15 protein-coding genes are annotated in these 21,071 nt (G+C 61.9%); 4 read left to right on the top strand and 11 right to left on the bottom strand.

All coding sequences use genetic code 11. The features are described from left to right. The first annotated feature begins 313 nt into the window (after nucleotides 1–313). The 4 genes from FJY68_06005 (at nucleotide 314) to FJY68_05990 (ending at nucleotide 4,058) form a co-directional block, all read left to right on the top strand. Entirely contained in the window at nucleotides 314–874 is a 561-nt protein-coding gene (locus tag FJY68_06005; protein ID MBM3331393.1) for a hypothetical protein, read from the top strand. Nucleotides 875–1,102: 228 nt separating this feature from the next. Continuing rightward, nucleotides 1,103–1,354, top strand: a complete 252-nt coding sequence (locus tag FJY68_06000; GenBank protein MBM3331392.1) for a hypothetical protein — start codon at nucleotides 1,103–1,105, stop codon at nucleotides 1,352–1,354. A 221-nt stretch (nucleotides 1,355–1,575) separates the two neighbouring features. Continuing rightward, nucleotides 1,576–2,502: a hypothetical protein gene (locus tag FJY68_05995; protein ID MBM3331391.1), complete on the top strand. Its 927-nt coding sequence runs from the start codon at nucleotides 1,576–1,578 to the stop codon at nucleotides 2,500–2,502. Nucleotides 2,503–2,651: 149 nt separating this feature from the next. Then, complete coding sequence (locus tag FJY68_05990; GenBank protein ID MBM3331390.1) at nucleotides 2,652–4,058, top strand: IS1182 family transposase; 1,407 nt, start codon at nucleotides 2,652–2,654, stop codon at nucleotides 4,056–4,058. A 360-nt stretch (nucleotides 4,059–4,418) separates the two neighbouring features. On the opposite strand, the gene hypB is transcribed toward FJY68_05990, so the two are convergent. From hypB to FJY68_05935, 11 genes are all read right to left on the bottom strand, one after another. Continuing rightward, on the bottom strand, nucleotides 4,419–5,084 hold the full coding sequence (gene hypB, locus FJY68_05985) for a hydrogenase nickel incorporation protein HypB (protein MBM3331389.1): 666 nt from the start codon (nucleotides 5,082–5,084) through the stop codon (nucleotides 4,419–4,421). 82 nt (nucleotides 5,085–5,166) lie between these two features. Beyond that, nucleotides 5,167–6,465, bottom strand: a complete 1,299-nt coding sequence (locus FJY68_05980) for an adenylosuccinate synthase (protein ID MBM3331388.1) — start codon at nucleotides 6,463–6,465, stop codon at nucleotides 5,167–5,169. A 43-nt stretch (nucleotides 6,466–6,508) separates the two neighbouring features. Next, nucleotides 6,509–7,624: a PorV/PorQ family protein gene (locus tag FJY68_05975; GenBank protein MBM3331387.1), complete on the bottom strand. Its 1,116-nt coding sequence runs from the start codon at nucleotides 7,622–7,624 to the stop codon at nucleotides 6,509–6,511. Nucleotides 7,625–7,719: 95 nt separating this feature from the next. Then, the gene (locus tag FJY68_05970; GenBank protein MBM3331386.1) at nucleotides 7,720–11,625 is read right to left on the bottom strand and encodes a hypothetical protein; all 3,906 of its coding nucleotides are present in this window, start codon (nucleotides 11,623–11,625) and stop codon (nucleotides 7,720–7,722) included. A 27-nt stretch (nucleotides 11,626–11,652) separates the two neighbouring features. Further along, nucleotides 11,653–12,825, bottom strand: coding sequence for a hypothetical protein (locus FJY68_05965; GenBank protein ID MBM3331385.1), 1,173 nt, complete (start codon nucleotides 12,823–12,825; stop codon nucleotides 11,653–11,655). A gap of 4 nt (nucleotides 12,826–12,829) precedes the next feature. Next, entirely contained in the window at nucleotides 12,830–15,760 is a 2,931-nt protein-coding gene (locus FJY68_05960) for a hypothetical protein (protein ID MBM3331384.1), read from the bottom strand. A 47-nt stretch (nucleotides 15,761–15,807) separates the two neighbouring features. Beyond that, the gene (locus FJY68_05955; GenBank protein ID MBM3331383.1) at nucleotides 15,808–16,764 is read right to left on the bottom strand and encodes an isoaspartyl peptidase/L-asparaginase; all 957 of its coding nucleotides are present in this window, start codon (nucleotides 16,762–16,764) and stop codon (nucleotides 15,808–15,810) included. A gap of 71 nt (nucleotides 16,765–16,835) precedes the next feature. Next, nucleotides 16,836–17,672: a bifunctional DNA-formamidopyrimidine glycosylase/DNA-(apurinic or apyrimidinic site) lyase gene (gene mutM, locus FJY68_05950; GenBank protein MBM3331382.1), complete on the bottom strand. Its 837-nt coding sequence runs from the start codon at nucleotides 17,670–17,672 to the stop codon at nucleotides 16,836–16,838. A 33-nt stretch (nucleotides 17,673–17,705) separates the two neighbouring features. Then, nucleotides 17,706–19,244 carry a S41 family peptidase gene (locus tag FJY68_05945; protein ID MBM3331381.1) on the bottom strand — a complete coding sequence of 513 codons (1,539 nt, stop codon included), beginning with the start codon at nucleotides 19,242–19,244 and terminating at the stop codon, nucleotides 17,706–17,708. Further along, nucleotides 19,241–19,882, bottom strand: coding sequence for a dTMP kinase (locus FJY68_05940; GenBank protein MBM3331380.1), 642 nt, complete (start codon nucleotides 19,880–19,882; stop codon nucleotides 19,241–19,243). The genes FJY68_05945 and FJY68_05940 overlap by 4 nt, the downstream gene beginning before the upstream one ends. Before the next feature lie 72 nt (nucleotides 19,883–19,954). Next, entirely contained in the window at nucleotides 19,955–21,046 is a 1,092-nt protein-coding gene (locus FJY68_05935) for an inositol-3-phosphate synthase (GenBank protein MBM3331379.1), read from the bottom strand. Between the last annotated feature and the right edge of the window lie 25 nt (nucleotides 21,047–21,071).

Here is a 21,071-nt window from a genome sequence, read left to right as displayed (position 1 = left end):
CCCCTGCGACATCCGTGCCACTTGACCAAGTCAGCAGTAAGGAAGGGTGTCACGTCGCGTGGAGCGGCAGGGGCGCGGGAGCGCCCCTGCGTCGCTTGCCAAGAGGTTCCGCCTGATGAACATCAACCCGAGGCTATGCGGGTCGTAGGAGATGCGGGGGACTTGCGGACACCCTTACCTAACTCAATCCGAAGCGCGTCAAGAGAGCGTGACTTCGTCACAGCCGCAAGCTATCAGCCGTGAGCTGTAGACCGTCAGCCGTCCAACCCGCGCCGATTTGACACCGCCGCCCGCGAGGCATAACATGTCGGCAATGAGGATTGTCGTTCTTGCCGGTCTGTTGGCGGCCGTCGTGGCTTCGGCAGCCGATGCGCAGACTCCGGCGATTCCGAGCCGCTTCATCCACATGGAAGTCGTGAGCCTGAATGTGCTGTATGACCCTTCGTCACCAAACTTCACCACGCCACGGATGTTCGCCATACGCGCATTGAAACTATCTTGTTCGCTGTCCCGATTCCGGTTCGGCCTTGCACCGATGGAGGCCGGGGCATTCATGAGCGCCGGCACGCAGCCGGTCGGGCTGACGACTTTCCTGCCCTTGTACTTCGGCTATGATCTGTACCGTAATCCAAAGCGCACGCTGCTCTGTTACTCGATGGTGCCGGACATCTACGTCGAGGGACTTGGTTCCCCTTCGCGACGGACGCGAGACAGCCGTGCATGCGTTTCATGGTCAACGCGGAGGTGGAATACTTGGGTCTTGGCCTTGGCTTCGAGGGCGGGTACCTGGTCGCGAATCAGAGAAACGTGGGCCTGGTTCAGGTCTTCGGAGCCGGTTTCCGCATCCGCGCCATGGTCGCAAGTTTCGGGCTGAAGTGAATCCGAGCATCCTGGGAGCGCATTCACCGACACACGGACGCGTCTCCCCTTCCGTCACTGGCGGCCCACGGACAACGTCTGACAGCTGGCGTCTACTGACAGGCCTCTCAGGACTTCGCAGCTCAAGCCCAAGCCGGCCGACCGCTTCCAGCCGCTCGAGCACTTGATTGCCTGACCCCCGGTCACAGTTGACAGCCGTTTGCGGGACATCTACAATCGTGCCGTGAACGGGCAGCCGAGCAGAGAGCAGGTCGGATGCGACATCGTATTCTCGCTGCCCGGCCAGTACTGCGGCGGACCGACACCGCCTTGTCTGCATACCAAGAGCCTCGCGTGCGAGGGCACGAGCTGCCGCTGGTTCTTTGTGGGCCACCGATTCTTCGAACCCGGTCATCGCCGCGACCCCAAGGAAGAGCCCCGCTGTGAATACTACGGCGTGGCGCTGGGCTGGAAGGAGGTGCCTCGCTCCGGGTGACCGCTTCCGGCCGCTCGACCGCTGATCCCTTCCCCGGCACTTCTGACTTCTGCCTTGCAGCTCCTGACGTGGCATCGTCCACCCCATTGCTTAGTCCCAATCCCTGCGCCGACCCGGATTCCTGCAGCCTCTCCCGCTCGTACCCTCCAATCGCCGAGCATATGGTAGTAGGTGAACAGCCATGGAGTGTTCGACAGCCCTGACCTGACAATGGAGGTCTAGTGAAGAAGCCGCACCCGTCCGCACTCGCGCTGGTAGCACCAACACTTGTCTGCATCACGGTCGCGTGCGCCTCGCGCCCGATCACAGCCCGAGCCGAAGCCGCGACCGGAGAAATCCCGTTCGAAATGCGGGGCGGCACCGTGATGGTGCCGGTGAAGATCGGCCAGTCGCGCCTCCTCCGCCTGGTACTCGACACCGGCATGTACGACGGCGTGCTCTTGTACGAGCCGATCCCTGATAGCACTTTTCCCGGGCCGGTCTTCGAGGTGCGGATTCCCGGGGCCGGTGACGGCGATCCGGCACGCGGCCGGATGAGCGACTCGGGCACTTTCAAAGCCGGCACAGTTGAGTTCAGGAATCAACGCGTGATCTGGCTCACCGACGGCCTGATGGACGGATTCGGCGGGGACGGAGTTATCGGCACGTCACTCCTCGGCCACTGGGTCGTAGAGATCGACTACGATCGAAAGGTAATCAAACTGCACGAGTCGGAATTCAGGCCTGATTCAACCTGGACTATGCTGCCGATGGTTGTGCACCGGGTCAACACGCCCTGGGTGAAGACGCGCGTGAGCTTGAGCGGCGAGGAGCCGCAGGAACTGGATAGCTACATTGACCTCGCCGACAATGCCGAGTTCATTCTGCTGGTTTCGGACAGCTCAAAGTTCCAGGTACCGGAGGACGCTGAGCCGGTCTACCTGGGAAGGGGACTTTCCGGCGACGTGTACGGGCACAAAGGACGGGCCGCGTTGGTCCGGCTCGACACCCATCAACTGAAGGACATCGCAATCGGGTTTGCTCCGGACCGGGTGCGAAGCAAGCAGCCGGGTGCGGAAGCGGTCATCGGCGGGAGCCTGCTTGCGCGGTTCAACACCATCTACGACTACGCGGGTGGTCGGCTATACGTCAAGCGCCGAGCAGACTAGTCCGGGCGCCGCGGCAGCGGCGATGTGAGTGTAGACCCAAGCAGGGGAAAAGAGAGACACTTGGGGCTGTTGAAAAAGGCTTGACATCTTTCTGGCGGCTGGTGCGTCCGAATAGGCAGTGGCGCCCAACCGAAAGGACACCCCTGACAATGGTAGGTAATCAGGATCGCTGGCGCGAGGACATCTTCGTCGCCTGTCCGCTCCGGGATCTGGTGCCCGATGACCATATCCTGAAGCGGTTTGACCGCGTGTTGGACTTGTCCTGGCTGCGGGACGAGGTGGCGGACTGCTATTGCTCCGACAATGGCCGTCCCAGTATCGACCCCGAGGCGGCCTTGCGGTTGATGTTGGCCGGATTCTTTGCCGGCATCGTCCATGACCGTAAGCTGATGCGTGAGGCGCAGGTAAACCTGGCGATGCGGTGGTTTGCCGGCTACCGGTTGCATGAGGAGTTGCCAGACCACAGCAGTCTGACGCGGATAAGGCAGCGGTGGGGTGAGGAGCGATTCAAGCATATCTTTCAGCGGACGGTAACGGCTTGCTGCACGGCCGGATTGGTGGACGGTGAGACGGTGCACATTGATGCGACGCTGATCCGGGCGGATGTGAGTTGGGAGAGCGTGGTCGAAGACCATGCCGAGCAGGTACTCTTAGAGAACTCAGGGGAGAACGGTAATGAGCAGCGGGCAGTGGCTCCGTCCCGGCAGGGACCTCCTCGTAGTCACAAGGGGCAGATAGAGAAGCACAGTCTGACTGATCCCGAGGCGACGATAGCGACTTCCAGTCACGAGCGGCGCATGGAGCCGTGTTTCAAGCAGAATACGGCGGTGGATGACCGGACGGGAGTAATCGTCGATGTCGCGGTCACGACCGGGGAAGATAGCGAGGGGAAACAACTGCTGGAACAGGTGGCGCGGGTAGAAGGTAACACCGAGCGCGAGGTAAAGACGGTTACGGCCGATGCCGGCTATGCCCATCCACGCAACTACGCCGAGTTGGAGAAGAACAAGATCGAAGCGGTGATACCGCCGCAGCGCGAGCCCGGTATAGCCAGGAAGCTACCGGCTCGGCGCTTCAAGTACGATGCTCGATATGAGTTGGTACACTGCCCGGGTGGAAAGACGCTACATCCGGGCAAAGAGAAGGATGATAGCAGTAGAGTCTACCAGTCACGATCATGCGACTGTCGCAATTGCCCGCTACGGGAGCGTTGTCTACCGCCGAGCAGTTGCCATCGGACGATCAGGATCGTGCTCGGGTATGAAGCGCTGCTCCGTGCCCGGCGGCGCAAAGCACGCGGCTGGGATGCCGATACTAGAGAACTGTATCAAAGGCACCAATGGCGGGTAGAAGGTAAGCACGGCGAGGCGAAAACCCTACACGGATTGCGGCGTGCGGTCCGGCGCGGGCGATGGAATGTGGCGATCCAGGCCTATCTCACGGCTGCGGTGATGAACTTGAAGTGCCTGGCGGCACTTCTTCTCATGCTCTTCATCCGGCTCTTCAGGCCGAGTCCTAGGTCAGACCAGCCGATGCCAGCATCGTCACCAATCTAAGGGTGGTTTCTCAACAGCCCCCACTTTCCCCAATTCCTAGCCAGAAGCGCGTCAAGATGCGGCCATGGACCCCATTTTGGGAAGCTCCCACGAGGCATTTCAGATTGCAGACTGCAGATTGCAGATTGGCGCGGGCGTAGCCCGCTAGCCCAAGCGCAAGCACAAGCTCAAACCGCCTGAACGCTTCCGGCCAGTATGCGTCCATATCCTCTCAGCCTCACCGTTCCTCTCCCCTATCCCCGAGTCCAGACCATTCGGTTCATTTGAATGAACCGCGCCCTTCACGCGAATGTAGCAGGCCCCGCCGATTCGGCTCGTCCCTGAGACTCAAACTGGGATGAAGGAAAGCGCGAGCCGGGCCTACCGGCTCTTGCGGCGGGCGCGGAGCTTCTGTTCGAGCCAGGCGACCCACTTGTCCACGCCGGCGCCGGTCCTGGCCGACGTCTCGATGAAGGTGATGCCGGGCTTGAGCTTGCGCACGACCTTCTTAAGCGCGGGCAGGTCGAAGTCCACGTGGGGCAGCAGGTCCATCTTGTTGATGACGAGGACATCGGACTTGGAGAACATCAAGGGATACTTGACCGGTTTGTCACTGCCTTCGGGCGTGGAGATGACCGTGACGTTGTAGTGAGCCGGCAGGGCGAACTCGGCCGGGCAGACGAGGTTGCCCACGTTCTCGATGATTAGCAGGTCGAGCTTGCCGAAGTCAATCTCCCCCATTGCCGGGCCGAGCATCAGGCCGTCAAGATGACACGCGCCCTGCGTGTTTATCTGCACACAGCTTACGCCTTTGGCTGTGACCCGCCGCGCGTCGAGGTCGCCCTGGATGTCGCCTTCGATGACCTGGATCCGGTACTTCCGACCAAGCGCCTCAGCGGTTCTCTCAACCAGGCTGGTCTTGCCCGCGCCGGGCCCGGACATGATGTTGATTCCGAGCACGCCGTGCCGGTCAAGCACCTTGAGCTGGGCTGCGGCGAGCGCGTCATTGCTCGCCAGCACCCGGCGCATCAACCGAATCTCAGGCATCAGCAAACTCCGTTGTGCGAACGCCGACCGCCGAATGTCTGCTTCCAGACTTCGGCGCTCGGAGATTGGCGCTCGGCGTTTGCTACTGCCTGAGCCATCGCAGCTTGTTTGACTTGAATGGGATCGTCTGGCTGCGCTCGCTGCCGACCGAGACAAGCGCAATCGGGCAGGCGCACAACTCTTCGAGCCGCGCCAGGTAGCGTCGGGCCCGCACCGGCAGTTCACCGAACGAACGGCAGCCCGAGGTCTTCTCGCGCCAGCCCGGCATCGTCTCGTACTGCGGTGACAACTCCGCCGCGTGGAAGGGATCGAACTCCGGGAACTCGCGGCCGTCAAACCGGTAGCTGTGACAGAGCTTGATCTCCTCCCACGAATCCAGGACATCAAGCTTGGTGATGATGAGGGCGGTCAGCTTGTTGTGCCGCACCGAGGCCCGCACCACCGGCGCGTCGAACCATCCGCATCGTCGCGGACGGCCCGTAGTCGCCCCATACTCGTTGCCGAGCGCGCGCAACCGATCGGCCTCGGTCTCGCTCATCTCGGTGGGGAAAGGTCCAAGCCCGACGCGGGTGGTGTACGCCTTCGCGATACCGACCACTTCTTCGAGCCAGACCGGGCTGATGCCGGTTCCCGGCGACACGCCTCCTGCCCAGGTAGAAGAGGAAGTGACATAGGGATACGTGCCGAGGTCGATGTCGAGGTGCATCCCCTGCGCCCCCTCAAACAGCACCCGTCCTCCGCGCTGGAGCGCTTGCCCGAGGACCCGGCTGCCGTCGCCGACCATCTTCGCTATCCGCCGGGTCGCCTGCCAGTATGCGTGAGCGGCGGACTTGAACGGGATCGGCTCAGCTTTGTATCTGTCCATCAACATGAAGTTGGCAGCGGCCAGGTTGTGCTTCAGCTTGTCGTTGAAGACCTCTTCCGAGAGCAAATCACCGGCACGGATGCCGGTCCGGTTCACCTTATCCGCGTAGGCCGGACCGATGCCGCGGCCGGTAGTGCCGATACGCTGCCTGGACGACTGCTCGTCCCGCAGGCGGTCGAGTTGCTTGTGATAGGGTAGGATCATCTGCGCCCGGCAGTCGACCACAAGCCGCTGGCCGAGAGGCACTTTCTTCCGGCGCAACGCGGCCAGTTCGTGCTCGAACACGTATGGATCGATGACGCATCCGCAGCCGATGACACAGGTAGCTTTCGGACTGAGAATGGCCGACGGTATCTGGTGGAACGTGAATGTGCTTCGCTCTACGCAGACCGTGTGCCCGGCATTCGGACCACCCTGGAACCGGGCGACCACCCCCGCGCTGCGGGCAAGAAAGTCAACCGCCTTGCCCTTGCCCTCGTCCCCCCACTGCGCGCCGACGACGGTCAGATTAGGCATAGACTCGTCCTGTCGAATGCGCCGGGACTGCAGTCAACTTGCTCTAGAACTGGTAGGAGAAGGAGAACTTGTAGTTCGAGGTCGGGAAGTCGTAGATCAACTGGTCCACGCTCAGGTCAAACTTGAACTTCGCGTACTCGACACCGATTCCAAAGCAGAGGCCGATGGACTTGAAGCTCCCGAGGTTCCTGCGGATCAGCACGTCACCGATCCCGTAGTGGTATGTCTGGCTGTCCTCTTTTTCCAGCACGATGCCGCCACGCTGACCGGTCAGATCCTCAAAGTAGCCGAGCCTGGCATAGAGCAGGTTGACGAACTTGGCCTCGACCCCGATTGATTTCCAGGCATCACGCATCTCTTCCTGCAGCTTGCGGTTGAATGTCTTGGTGCCGGTCGTGTCGTAGAACATCCCGACCAGGATTTTCGAGATCTCGGGGACTACGGCCACGGACACGACGTCGTTCTTGACCGGGAAGTAAGATGCGCCGAGACGCAGCATGCGCGGCAGAGGATCGGATTCGCCGGAAGAGGTGTATGAGATGTTCGGTCCTATGTTCGACAACGCGAGTCCGACGTTCAGGAAGTCGAACGGCTTGTACAGAGCGCCCGCGTCCAGGGCCCAGGTGATACCGGTGCCGCCCGCCTCGATGCCGAGTTCCGGCATCGCCGCCCAGACCCAGTCCGGCACCAGGAATGAGTAGATGAACTTGGCCCCGACCCCGACGCCGAGATTGGGCATAACCGCATAGCCGTACCCGCCGGCCACGGCAACATCGAACGTGGTGTAGCGGCCGAGGAAATCTCCCCGATCATTGACGACGTCGGTCTCGCCGGTCGTCAGATAGATGATGTTTCCGCCGACGCTGCCATAGCCCGGCAGTTGGTGCGTGATACCGGCATACTCGTAGTACATGCCCGGGTACAACCCCGGCAGCCAGTTGCTGTGCATCAGCGTGGCGTGAGTTCCTTGCAGGAACGCCATGGCCCCCTGGTTGTAGTAGACGCTGCTCGCGTCATCAGCCAGCGCCGTGAAGGCCCCGCCGAGTCCGGTCGGTCGGGCCGCAGGCCAGATCATCAGGAACACGGCACCCGGGTTTTGGCTAGCGGTTGCGACCCCGAGCAGGGCTGCAAACACAAGCCAGCAGGCTTTCTTCCTCATACGAACTTCTCCTTGGTAGTCACAAACAATTATAGGTTGGGAGGTGTCAAGGTCAAGCTAAAGGACTCCGTGGGCGAGACCGCAGTCATCACACCCTACCTGAGCAGCAGCAGTTTGTCCCGCACGGTAACCTGCTGCCGGCGGCCCGGCCCTTCGTCTACCTGGGCGGTGAGCGCGTAAAGGTACACTCCGTTCGCCGGCACGTTGCCGCTGCCGTCGCGGCCATCCCATTCGATGCCATTGTACCCGAAGCCTGCCGGCCGGAAGCCAAGGTCACGCACCAGGCGGCCTGCCAGCGAGTAGACCCGCAGGCGCACGTCTGCCTGCCTGCTGAGCACGAAGGTGAACTTGCAGCCGGTTCGCACGGGGTTCGGGTACGGGAGCACCGACTCAACCCTGAGCACGTCCGACAAGAGCGGCTTGACCGCGATGCCGACCACGGCCCGATTGAGCAGATTGTCGGAAACCGCGACGAAGAGCGAATCCACCGGGCCGGTCAGCTTCAGGGCGAGGCGAAAACGGGCTGTTGACGACGACCGGTCGTCGAAGACCAGCAGGTCGGTCAGATCGGTCGCGTAGGCCGGGTCATTGACGTAGAAGACCGGCGCGTCTCCCGCGACCGGTGCGATCATTATGCCCGAGCTGTCGCTAGCCACGCCTTCCAGCTCAAAGTCAACCGGCACCGGCGTCCCGCTCTCCAGCGGGTGGCCGTGCCGGTAGAAGCCAACCACAGGTGGTGTCGTATCATCCCGGGTGGCCGGATCGCCTGAGTACCATATCGTGTCATTCAGGAACGACATGTCCCCTGAACCGCCCCAGGCCGAGATGCTCGCCCGGCAGGATCGCTCGACCGGCGCATAGTTGCCATTCGGCACGAAGACCGTATCCAGAGGCACGCCAAGTGGGAATATGCCCTGAAACGCGAACTCCCCTTGGGCCACGTCGCCGGTTCCGCGCGCCAGGTCCGAACCCGGCAACTCGTAGCTTGTTGTTCCCCGGAATGAGCGGTAGGTGCGGATCCTCCTGGGACCGCGCAGCAACCAGGCGAACTCGGCTTCGGTGGAGTCAGCCCGGCCGTCGACGCGAAATCGCGTCCCGGGGCTGAGTGTATCAGGCACGACCGCCAACTCCTGGTTCGAAGCGTGAGGCAGGCGCAGCACGGTTGCGGGATCACCGAACAGGTGGTATATCCTGTCATATGGCCACGCCTGGAAGAAGCTGTGGCCGATGGTCGAATCGGGCTGGGTGAACAACGGGGTTAGCAGACTCCGGGCGAAGACGAGGTTTGACCCGGCTACTGTAGCCTTGGTCGCACCGACCGAAGCGATCGCACCACTCGGCTGCCGCACCAGCTCTTCGGCGATACACTCGGACTGGGTATCCTCAAAGCGTCCAACCGAACAACTGCCGAAGTAGCAGAACGGACTATGGTGACCGTTCTGGACCTGCGCAACATGTGATATGTTGAGCACGCTCTCGTGGGTCAAATCGAACCCGGCACCGTGTCCGAAGAAAACCAGAACGACCCCGCCGAGGTTCATCTGCCGTACCAGCTCGGCGTGCGCGCCCGGCTTGTTCTTGATGCCTGCGTAGGGCCATTCCGTAAGGTAGACTTTGACCAGGTCCAGCTGGCTTTCGGGAATCAGACCCATCGCCTCGCAGTACATGATGTGGCCGAAAGAGATGGGATCCCACCTCTTGGGGTCATTCGGATTGGCTTCCCCGAGGAATTCGTCGTCAGCGAGCAGCAGGTACCGCTTGTTCCACAACCCGGCCGGCTGCGCCTCGTACTCGATAACCTTGTCCACGAATCGACGGAGTTCGGCCGCGCTGCGGCACGTGACTCTGCCCAGCACCATGTCCGGGCTGTTGCCCTCACCGTCAAAATCAGCGTACCAGGCGTCGAATGCCAGCGCGCTCCGGTCGTAGGCATCGGGGTTCAGCCCCAGCCCGTACTCATAGGCGGGGACTCCGGGAGGGCGTTCGCCCAGCGCCGCTTTGTAGTCGCAGGTTGCGTCGCCGGCCAGGAGCCCGTAGGCCGGGTGTTTGTCGGTGAAGAAGCGTTTCAGTGCCCCCGGTTCCTCCATGCCGAACGCGTAGTCATCGTAGATGTCGTCGAGCGTCGCCACCTGGGCGACGGCGTGAGTGATACCGGCGACCCGCCCGGTTCGATAGCGCGCCAGTTGCTGGGCCGGACTCAAGAACTCCTTGGGCGTCACCACCCAGTAGTCAGCCTGCCGCTCGATATCGCTCAGGCGGCCTGGCCGGCGCAGTTCCATGCGCGCAGGCTTGAGCAATCCGCCCGCTCCCGCCGCCGCGAACTCGGCCGGCCGGGCAAGACGTACGCAGAACCGTGCGCTGTCCCCGGACCAGTCGGCGCTGTCGCACATCCTCGGAGCGTAAGGGTCAGTCACCTCCAACATCAGGGGCCGCTCACGCACATCCCTGAGGCAGAACCGGAAACTGCCGGTATCGTCATACAGGAAGTGCAGCTGACCCTCACGCAGAGAGAGCCGCCGCAAGTAGTCCACCTCCAGGTAGTCAAGATAGATCCGCTTCTGACCTTGCCCGGTCAGCTCAAGAGACAGCACGTTGCGGCCGGAGTTTGCCGGCAGCGTCGTATCGACGGCGAAGTTGAACGGGTTGGCTGGCAGGGACTGTGCAACGTCATACGAAACGACCTGACGGTGGTTGAACAGCACCGAAACGCGATTCCCGCCCGCATCGGCCAGCAGGCTGCCGGCGATTCGCCGCACCTGTACCGGTGAGGTGATATCCAGGGGCAGGTCGAGTTTCGCCACGTCGCGGTCCGCCGCCTTGAAGATCTGCGACCAGATCCAGAGCAGTCCGGAGCGAGCCGGACAGTCCAGGTCCTTCTCCTGGTGCAGCCTTTCCGACCCGATGTATACGACCGGCGTGCCGGCCGTGTCCGGTCCCGGTTCCAGAGGAATCCTCCCCCCTGGCGTTCCTCCCCAGGTCAGCCAGTAGACGTTATGTCGCGAGAAGTGATTCTTGACGTAGGCCGAACACCTCCCGACCCAGTGGCTGGGCCCAAGGCCGTAGAACACTACGCGGTCGTCAGGGTCGAGCCGGCCGTCATGATCGCCCTGAACGAGTATCGGCACCCGCTGCATGCTATCGGGATATGACTTGTTTGGCTCGTGCTCACCGATGGTGAACATGGCAAGCGTCGCCGGATCCAGCCCGGAAAGGCTCAGGCCGGCCGCGGCCAGATCGTGCCCGGAGACACCGTAGATCCCGGTGGAATCGACACTGATCTTGAGCCAGTGCGACGATCGCTGGAACTGACCGACGGCAGCCGCGGAGACCGATTGAGATGACGCGGGCCCGGTCCAGTCTAGTTTCCAGTCCAGCGCCTCGGTGCCGTTCAGCATCATCTCGGCCACGGCACCGTCGAGCGGATCGGGCTCGTTGTTCCGCCATGGCCTGTGCTCGAAGGCAATCGACACGTCGATCCACTCATAGTAGCTCAAGCCGTTCGTCCCCGGGTCGCACCGGCAAGGGCTGAGCAGAACCGTCACGAACCTGTTCCTGCGCAGGACCTCTGTTTGCCCGACTTCGGCCGGCTGCCGCGAGAGAGCCACGGCTTCGTCCGGCAGCTCGTCGTACCACGACGAGTCGCCGTTCCAGGACATGTGCGGCACGGTTGCCAGTCGCACCGACTGCAGACTGCGCTCCGGTCCGGTTCTGAAGTTGAGCCGCACACCACCGGTCTGCGGAATCCCGACGCGCACCGTCTTTCCCGGTAAGTCGGGCTCGCCGGGCTGTGCGAGATGGTCGGCGTCATCGAAGTCGACGACTTGGCGACCGCCTGGGGAGTCAGTCAGCCTGACTTGTCCCGGCACGTATCGAAACGACACTCCGTTCTCGTCCGAGACCTGGACGTTCAGGGAGGCCGGCAGCGCGGCCGGGAGTGTGCAGAAGAGGAGAAGCAGCAGTCTTGTCTTCGTGAAGACGAGTCTAGAATGGTAGAGGTTCAAGTCAAGCAGCCTGGCAGCCCTTGCCCGTCATGGCCGGACCGTAACCCGGAATTCAGACGGGGTGACGCCACCGTTGGCCAGAGCCGCGATGACTCTCACGTCATCTTCGTTGCCCATATCCTGAAACAGCAGTTCGCCGCCCGGCCCTGGGCTGGCTGACGACATGGCGGCGCCGTCCACCACAAGAACGGCCAGTCCTCCGTCAGCGGAGATCTCGACTGAGGTAGCGAGGGCGGCTGAGAGCGGAGTGGCCGCGCGAACCTCGGCCGCGATTCGCTCGTTCTCCGCCAACAGAAGTTCCAGCAGAACCCGGCGAGAAGCATCCCCGCCGACCTCGACCCCCGCGCCGGTGCTTTCGCCGGCACTCACCCAACGACCTTGCCATACCTCGACGCGGCCCCGGCTGAAGAGCAGATCGACCTGGCGCCGCGACTTGGTCTGCCCGAGCAGCAGTGTCAGTCCACGCGCGGTCCGGCGCAGCCGCCCGTCCCAGCCCAACCGCGTCAACCTCTGATTGACTACTGCCGTCGCCAGCCCGAACGCACTCCGGTTCAGTCTCTTGGTTGGAGTAGCATCGAGCGTCATCGCCGGTTCGTAGGGGACGTCGACCGACCCGGCACGATTGAACCGCCCCAGCCGCAGTTCCCATTCCGCCGTCCCGGCTGAATCGCTGCAATAGAGGCGAACCGGCAGCCCGGAATTGGGATCCACCTCCATGACCCCGACCAGCTTCTTGGATTGAGTAGGGTCGAGGATCGGGAGGTCCGGCCTGAACACGAACCTGTAGCGGCCGCGCTCTGTACCCACGAACTCGAGTGGCCTGCCGCGGAAAGTCCCCTCGCCCTGCTCCAGCACCCTGGTTTCAGTCCCGCGCTTGGTCCGACGCCAGCCGGACCGCTCCCTCTCGAACTGGTACGGGCCTTCGGCCCTCAACTCCACCTTTGACAGCTCAGTTCGACGGCGCATGTACCCGGACCAGACCTCCCGATCCGCCTGCTCGCGCACGCCGGTGAACCTGACCTCGATCGGCAGCGGCGCGTCCGTGTGGAAGCTAAGCGAGAACCGGAACGATCTGAGCTGCGCAAGCTTTGCCCACGCACCCACGCCTGCCTGCTCCGGCGCCACAGGCCGAGCATTGCGCAGGACGCCGGCACATGACAGTGTCAGGACGGCAGCCAGGGCAGTGATCGAACTCCGCACCGACCTAGAAATCGGTACCCAGTCCGAGGATGAATTTCCAACCGCTGTCATCGGTTTTCGAGAGCGGTCTGGCGAAGTCGAATTTCAGCAGGAAATAGGATAGTGTCACCCTGGCGCCGAATCCGACTCCCAGTTTCAGGTCGCCGAACCGATCCGTGCCGCCATCCCACAGCTTGAAGTGCCGGGTCGTATCCCCGGGCGCTGGTACGACCACACCGCCATCAAGGAACGCCACTCCCCTGATGCCGCCGAACTCGATCGGCAGCGGGAATGCCAGCTTGACCCGGTCGACAAACGGGAATCTCAGTTCGAGATTGAACGTGGCCGCTGACGGCCCGTTGTCCGCGTAGAACTCAGCCGGCTCGTATCCTCTAACCACGAGCTGCCCGGGCGCATACTCGAGGAACCGAATCCCACCGACATAGTAGCGGTCGGCGTCCACGCCGTAGCTGGACACGCCGAACAGCCGGCTGGCGAACACAAACCTGCGCCCGAGTCTCTGGTAGTTGCGGACGTCCAGAAAGACGTTACTGAACTGCCGGGTCGAAAACAGAGACGCATCCGCACCAAGCCGCGCCCTGGTGCCGCGGGCAGGTCCGTTATAGTCCCAGTAGGTGTTGTCGAAGACCACGGCAGCTTCGCCGGACAGGACCAGCTCGCGCCAAAGGCTGTCAACGTACCAACCCGACTGCGGCACCGTGGGATAGTCCACCCAGGTGTCGCGTTCCACGTCACTGTAGTAGGCGGTCGGTCCGGTTTCGACTCGGAAATAGCGATCGAGCGGATAAGCTCCTATCGCCTGCAGTCCCCGGTTGATGTCGATTTCGTAGATGTGGTAGGGGTTGTAGCGGCGGACGTCTTGGAGCTGGAAGAAGGTGAAACCGTAGTCAATTCGCCTAGGCAGGTGCCAGTACTGGAAGAGCAGGTTGGAGTTCAGGATGTCGCCATACAAATCCGTGTACAATTCGAACCGGTGGTCTCCCAGCATATCGCTGAACGCTATGTCCACCACCCCTTCGAAGCCACCGGAGGTACCTCCATAAGAAGCTGCGCCGGCCGCATAGTCGAGGGAGAGGTTGAAACCCACGGGTTTAACCCGGCTGAAATCGAGGCCGGTCTTCTCGAACGCGTACGTGTCCAGCGGAGGCTGGTACGGCTTGCCCGAGTCCACCGGCAGGTTTTCAAACGGATCGAGCATGACTGCGACATCCCAACCGACATTGGAGTAGTAGGCAAAGGACAGCTTGCGGTCGTCGCGTGAAAGCGTGAGGTACGAGACGTCGCCCAGCAGGTTCGTCCGTCGCACGATGCGCTTCGTCGCCAGCGAGTACGCGTAGACGTTGCTGGCCGAATCAGAGGCAGCATAGAGCAGATACTGACCGGAGTGAGAAAACTCGGGGTGTGAGAGCTGGCCTCCGCGGTCGGTGAGCCTCTCCATTTCGCCGGCCTTGCTCCTGGTCCAAACCGCATAGCGGCCAGGTACCCAAATCTCGCCCTCGTCCGGCCGATCGGACACGAAGGCTATCGAGTCGCCGCCTGGAGAGAAGACCGGATCGCGCTCCTCGTATATGTCGTACGTCACCCGTGTGGGCTCACCGCCGCTGACTGGTGTGGCATAAACGTCACTGAACCCGTTCTTGACTCCCACGAAAACGATCTTGCTGCCATCGGGCGAGAACCGGGGACTGAACATGGCATCGAGATCGCCGTAGATGCGACGTCTGACCTTGCCGGTCGCATAGTCGATGAGTGCGAGATTGTCCCGTCCCCCGCTGGTCGTAGCCACTGCGATCATCTCCTCATCTGGAGACCAGGCTACCCCGGGTCGGATGAGGTGCATGGACTCGAACCCGCCTGACCTCCCACCCTTGACCAGGCGCTTCAGTACCCGGCCGTCGAAAGCCGAAATCACGTATACGTCGACATACTCCGACCGGTCCGAAATCATCACGATCTTCGTCCCGCTCGGCGAGATAGCCGGTGCCGTGTTGTAGACCGAGCCGTCATCCACATGGTTGGTCAGGCGCCTTGCCAGACGGTTGAAGTTGTCCAACTTCACCACCTGGGGCCAGTACTTCACGCGCAGGTAGCTCTCCCAGTCCGTGCTGAACCGCTTCACCGTCACCCCGAAGACTGATGCGAAAGCCCCATCCAGGCTCCGCTTGTTCCGGAGCGCGAGCATGAACTCGTACACCTTCCTCCGGCCGTACTTCTCCTCGACATAGCGGAAGAACGACTCGCCTTCCCGGTAAACGAGGTAGCCCATCCCATCGTGAAGGTCCGGAAGCGGCACCAGCCGGTTGTTCACGACGAGGTCGCGCATGAAGGCATCCGAGCTGACGTTCACCCAGCCGGACTGGAACTCAGCGAAGCCCTCTATCACCCAGAGGGGAATGCTGAACTCGTCGATAGCTCCCAGCAGAGACGCTAGCCGCGACCGGTAGTACATCTGGAACTCGAAGATGTGGGTGAGTTCGTGGCCGATGACATGGTGGAGATCGTTGTACGACCCGTTGAATGGAATCACGATCCGATTCCTGATCAGCTCGGAGAACCCCCCGACGCCCTCGCCGATCACATCCAGTATCACGTTGGTTTCGCTGAACTGCCCGGGGGACAGATACACGATCAGAGGTATCTTGCCCTCAATCTCGACACCCAGGTCCTTCGCTGTCTGGGCGTAGTACTCCTCTGCCGACTTTCCGGCGAACTCAGCCAGGCCCTCTCCACCTGAGTAGAACAGCACTCTGAAATGCTCGGTTTCGTAGGTCCGGAACTGGTAGTCACGGGTCTGCACCTTGTTCTCGCCAAAGTAGGAGTACTGCGCCATGGCCGGTACGGCCGTGAGAAGCATGACCACTACCAGTCCGAGGCCGGCAGCATGGTGCTCCATACGCCCGCGAGGCACCCTTGCCACGATTCCGCCGCTACCCATTCGGTTGTGGCCTGCGCCGACCACTGACGGCGTCGCCCTCAGTCGACTCAGCGCGGTTTCTGTTTCTCTTCTGTGAAGAGAAACACCCTTTCACTGACTTTGTACCCATAGGCCATGTCCGGCGTGGTGTGACCGTAGCTGAAGCCACCCTTGGCATCCATGCCGATCGCCCCAAAGGCGAGCTTCTTCCTCTTCGCTTCAGAAATGACGAGCATCATGGCCGTGGACGCAGGCATGGTTTTCATCCTTTCGGCGATGTCCCGGGCGAGCAACCGGCGCATAATCTCCTCGCCGTGACCGGTGCATGAGACCGCCCCGTTCAGCCCGACGTATGTGCCTGCCCCGATAATCGCGGCGTCCCCGATTCTGCCCCGCATCCGGCCGACAATCCCGCCTGAAGAAGTTGCGGCCGCAAGGCTTCCATGCTTGTCCCTGGCAACGGCCCCGACCGTACCCGCGTAGCCCACGGGCGCGTTCTCCGCTCCATCTCCCGACTCCTGCGGCATCCCGGAAGGAAACCGTTGCTGGTTCTGTTTCTGGAAGTATCTGGACCCGTGGTCGGTGACTCGCTGCAGACGAGCCAGCGCGCGTTCCGTTATGACGTTGTGTTCATCAAATCCCAGCTTGCGGGCAAACTCGGTCGCACCGAACCCGGATAGCAGCAGGTGATCCGTATCGGTCATCACTTTCTCAGCCACCAGGATCGGGTTCTTGACGCCCCAGATACCGGCGACACCCCCAAACCTGCCATCCTGACTCATCAGCGAAGCGTCCATCTCAATTAGACCCTCAATAGTCAGGTCGGAGCCGGTCCCGGCGTTGAACAGGGGGTTGTCCTCCATTATCCTCACCGCGGCCACAACGGCCTCCAGAGCATTCGCACTCTGCCTCAATAGGCGGTAGCCCTCGTCGATCGCCTCGATCAGCCCTGCGGCATATCCCGCCTTATCGTCGATGATGCCCGCCCCACCGTGGCAGATGATTCCCAGGGGTGCGCTGGTCACCTAGTTCCCCCGCAACGGAACTTCGAAGACCGAGTTGCGCGACCCGGATCTGACCGGCGGATGACCCATGGCTACCTCTGACAAACCGGGCAGAAGTGCGCACTCCTCCCGCCCAGTCTCTGCCGCCGGACCACGCCCTTGCATCCCCGACGTCGGCACCTTTCACCCTCGCGACCGTACACCCGCAGACGATCCTGAAACGAACCTGCTCCGCCGTCTACGAGTCTGTACCCACCATCTCTCATGGTCGTACCGCACCATCTGATCCCGTCCGTAAGCACGTCTCCCAGGGCTGCCGCAAGCCGGGACACTTCAGGTGATTTCAGGCTGCCTGCCCGGCGGTCGGGCCTGATTCGCGCCCGGTGCAGGGCCTCGTCCGAGTAGATGTTCCCGACACCACAGGCCACTCTCTGGTCAAGGAGCAGGGTCTTCACTCGGGCCCTGCGACCGCTCAGACGCTCACCCAGGTACGCGGCGCTGTAGCCTTTCTCGACCGGCTCAAGCCCCATGCGCGCCATGCCCCTGATGGCCCTCGGCACTGCGCCGACATCCGTGACGCACACCCTGCCGAATCTGCGCGCGTCGACGAAGGAGATTGTCTCTCCGTCTGAAAACTCCAGCCTCATGTGCTCATGCGGCTGCATCGGGACGTTGCCGAATCTGCGTACCTGGCCGCTCATTCCCAGGTGCAGGACGAGGTCCCGTCCGTTGCTCAAACGGAATACCAGGTACTTACCCCGGCGGCCCATTTTCGAGATCGCCGCCCCGAGTAGTTGGCGTCTCACCCCGGCCGGCCCGGGGTGCATCGTAACCCGCTTGGCGCCGAACCTGACTGCCGCTATGCGTTTCCCCGTCAACTGCGGACCTAGCAGGCGTCGAATCGTCTCGACTTCGGGAAGCTCGGGCATTCAGTAGGGCTGCCGCGCGGTTTGCACGCCGCGCTAATTGAGTCCCTTCAGCAGTTCGGCCAGAGACTGGACAGGCCTCAACAACTCGACCGCCTTCTTCACGTGCTCGTCAGACCGCAGCCGCGCCTGGTAGTCACCTCTCATGCCCAGCAGCTTCGCCGCCACTTCGCGTTCGATCTCGCGGACGAAGATGGCGCTCGAAGAGTCGAACTCAACCGGAGTGAATTCGACCTTCTTGGTCGTCCTGAGGTATTCGCGGAACTGCTCAAGCACGGCCCTATCCGCACGGAAGTCCGCGGTCAAGCCGGCGTGCGAGTTGGCATAGTCAACCGCGAAATCGAAGTAGGCATCCCGGGTCATTCGGACTGCCAGAGGACTGAGCCTGGGGTATGCCGCGTAGACGTCGGGTGCAATGCCACCCCTGCCATACACCCGTCGGTGCAGGCAGCCCAGCGTATAGTATGCCTTGGTGGTATCCTGTACCGTATCCTGGATGATCGCACTCTCCTTGTCATGGAGACGGTTGATGCAGCGCCCGCTCGGTGTGTACCAGAACGCGGTTGTCACTTTGACTGCGATCTCCGGACCGAGCGGGTGGATCGTCTGGACTGACCCTTTGCCGTACGTTGTGTCGCCAACAATCAGGCCTCGCTCCCAGTCCTGCAGGGCGCCGGCGACAATCTCGGAGGCAGATGCGCTGGCCCGGTCCACCAGCACCACCAGCGGGAATTCACCTCCGTGCACATCCTGCGTTTCGGACACGTAGTCGCGCTTGCTGTCAGGAATCCTGCCTTTGGTTCGAACTATGACCTTGCCGGGCGGCAGGAAGAGATCCGTCACGTCTCGCCCCTCTCCCAGGAGGCCGCCCCCGTTGGAGCGAAGGTCGAAGATCAACTTGGTAGCTCCCGCGGCGAATAGCGAGTCAATGGCGCGACGCAATTCCTGGGTTGCGGTTTTGGAGAAGTCGGCGAGTCGAACGAAACCGATACCGTCGTCAAGCAGGGCCGCATAGGGCACGGCCTTGATGTTGATGATCGCCCGGATGAGCTCGAATGGAATCAGCTCGCGCACGCCGGGGCGGGAAATCCCCAGCTTCACCTTGCTCCCCGGCTCACCCCGCAGAACCTTTATCGCGTCATCGGTCGTGAAGTCCACGGTCGACTTGCCGTCGATCTCGGCAATCCGGTCTCCGCCCCTGATACCTGCCCGTTCCGCCGGTGTGCCCTCGATGGGAGAAATGACCGTAAGCTGCTGGTCCATCATGCCGATGTGAATGCCGATGCCCCCGAACTGACCTTCGGTCATGACCCTCAGTTCCTTGAAATCGCGCTCGTCCAGGAACTCCGTGTGGGGGTCAAGTGAACCCAGCATCCCCCGGATGCCGGATCGGATCATCTTGTCCGGATCGATCCTCTCAACGTACGTGGACATGACTATGTCAACCACCCGGGAGAAGGTCTGCAGACTCTGGAGCAGACCCCCGGTCTTCTGGGCCCAAAGCCTCCCGAACAAACCGCCCAGGCACAGGGAGAGCACCACCAGAGTCGTGACCAGCGCTACTCTTCGCTTCATTGCTTCAGGACAACCTTTCGCTTCAGCAGTTCTTCAACGTGACGGTAGACCAGCCGTTCAAGCTCATCGGCAGGCAACGTGCCATCAACGACCCTGAATCGACCGGGCGCGCGCCTTGCCACCCGCAGGTAGCCGTCGCGCACCCGCTCGTGAAATTCTACCCGTTCGCGCTCCAGTCTGTCAAGGACACCGGAGGCCTTTCGCCCCTGCCCTACTCTGACTGGTACATCCACCAACAAGGTCAGGTTCGGCTTCAGGTCTGCGGTTGCCAGCTTGTTCAGCCGCGCGACCAGCTTCTGGTCCAGACCACGCCCGGCGCCCTGGTAGGCTGCCGACGAATCTCCGAAGCGATCAAGAACCACGACCTTGCCCGCGGACAGCGCGGACATAACCTTCTCTCGGACAAGCTGGTTCCTGGCTGCAAGGTAGAGGAACAACTCGGTCAGGGCGTGCATCTCACAATGACGGGGATTGAGCAGCACGCGACGGATCGCCTCGCCGATCTCGGTTCCACCCGGCTCACGGAATGCCGAACACGCAACCCCTGACGCTGCCAGCCGCTTCGTCAGCCGCTCGACTTGAGTCGACTTGCCGGAACCTTCGACGCCTTCGAAAGTTACGAGAACGCCACGCACCAGTCTGTCGCCGTCAAGGAACCGAGGACTCCAAGATCATATGCTCAGACCTTGGAATCCTCGGACCTCGGAATCCTATGCCTTCTTCGTCTTCTGGCCGTACTTCTTGATGTAGGTCTGGGTCTTGTCCCGGCACACGTCATCCGGAAACTGAACCGGCGGCGTCTTGAAGAAGTACGACGACGGTTCGATGATGCTGCCGGATAGGCCGCAATCCAGTGCCAGCTTGGCGCAGCGAACCGCGTCAATCATCACGCCGGCGGAATTGGGCGAGTCCCAGACTTCCATCTTCAGCTCAACGTTCAGGGGCACATCCCCAAAGGTCTGGCCTTCCATCCGCAGATAGCACCACTTCCGGTCCAGCAACCACGGCACGTAGTCCGAAGGCCCGACGTGGATGTTGTCCTCGCCGATGTCGTACTTGAGGAGCGACGTGACCGCGCCGGTCTTGGAGATCTTCTTCGACTTCAGCCGCGAGCGCTCGAGCATGTTCATGAAGTCGGTATTGCCGCCAACGTTGAGCTGCATCGTCTTGAGCAACTTGACCCCACGGTCATTGAACAGCGACACGAGCATCCGGTGCATGATGGTCGCGCCGACCTGGGACTTGATGTCATCCCCAAGCACCGGCAGACCCGCAGTCTTGAACCGTCGGTGCCAGTACTTCTGCGAGGCGATGAACACCGGGATGCCGTTCACGAACGCGCACCCGGCCTTGAGTACTTGTTCGACGTACCACTTGGTCGCCTCTTCGCTGCCTACCGGCAGGAAGTTCACGACCACGTCGGTCTTCGTCTCTTTGAGCGCGCGCACGATGTCGGCGGTCGGGCCGGGCGCTTTCTCGATGACTTGCGACAGGTAGAAGCCGAGCCCGTCGTGGGTCATGCCCCGCAGTACCTTGACACCGGTCTTGGGCACGTCCGTGAACTTCAGCGTGTTGTTCGGCTTGGTCGCGATCGCCTGCGACAGGTCTTTCCCGACCTTGTTCTTGTCGATGTCGATGGCCACAGTGAACTCAACGTCGCCGATGTCGTAGCCTCCCAGATTCGCGTGCATGATTCCGGGAATCGAATCGCCGGCCTTGGCTTTCCGGTAGTAGTGCACGCCCTGAACCAGGCTGCTGCAGCAGTTGCCGATGCCGATAATGCCGACTCTCACCTTGGGCATTCTTCCTCCTGTCCAATCTTGAAGA

The sequence above is a fragment of the candidate division WOR-3 bacterium genome, from assembly GCA_016867815.1.
Taxonomy (GTDB): domain Bacteria; phylum Hydrothermota; class Tepidihabitantia; order Tepidihabitantales; family Tepidihabitantaceae; genus UBA2258.
The sequence above is the reverse complement of the archived record's forward strand: the minus strand, read 5'-3'. Positions and strand labels throughout refer to the sequence as shown.

Bases quoted from the DNA above. Each gene is read 5' to 3' on its own strand.
- FJY68_05990 (MBM3331390.1), top strand. From the start codon at position 2,652: ATGGTAGGTAATCAGGATCGCTGGCGCGAGGACATCTTCGTCGCCTGT.
- FJY68_05945 (MBM3331381.1), bottom strand. From the start codon at position 19,244: ATGAAGCGAAGAGTAGCGCTGGTCACGACTCTGGTGGTGCTCTCCCTG.
- FJY68_05935 (MBM3331379.1), bottom strand. From the start codon at position 21,046: ATGCCCAAGGTGAGAGTCGGCATTATCGGCATCGGCAACTGCTGCAGC.
- FJY68_05975 (MBM3331387.1), bottom strand. From the start codon at position 7,624: ATGAGGAAGAAAGCCTGCTGGCTTGTGTTTGCAGCCCTGCTCGGGGTC.
- FJY68_06005 (MBM3331393.1), top strand. From the start codon at position 314: ATGAGGATTGTCGTTCTTGCCGGTCTGTTGGCGGCCGTCGTGGCTTCG.
- FJY68_05980 (MBM3331388.1), bottom strand. From the start codon at position 6,465: ATGCCTAATCTGACCGTCGTCGGCGCGCAGTGGGGGGACGAGGGCAAG.
- hypB (MBM3331389.1), bottom strand. From the start codon at position 5,084: ATGCCTGAGATTCGGTTGATGCGCCGGGTGCTGGCGAGCAATGACGCG.
- FJY68_05960 (MBM3331384.1), bottom strand. From the start codon at position 15,760: ATGGGTAGCGGCGGAATCGTGGCAAGGGTGCCTCGCGGGCGTATGGAG.
- mutM (MBM3331382.1), bottom strand. From the start codon at position 17,672: ATGCCCGAGCTTCCCGAAGTCGAGACGATTCGACGCCTGCTAGGTCCG.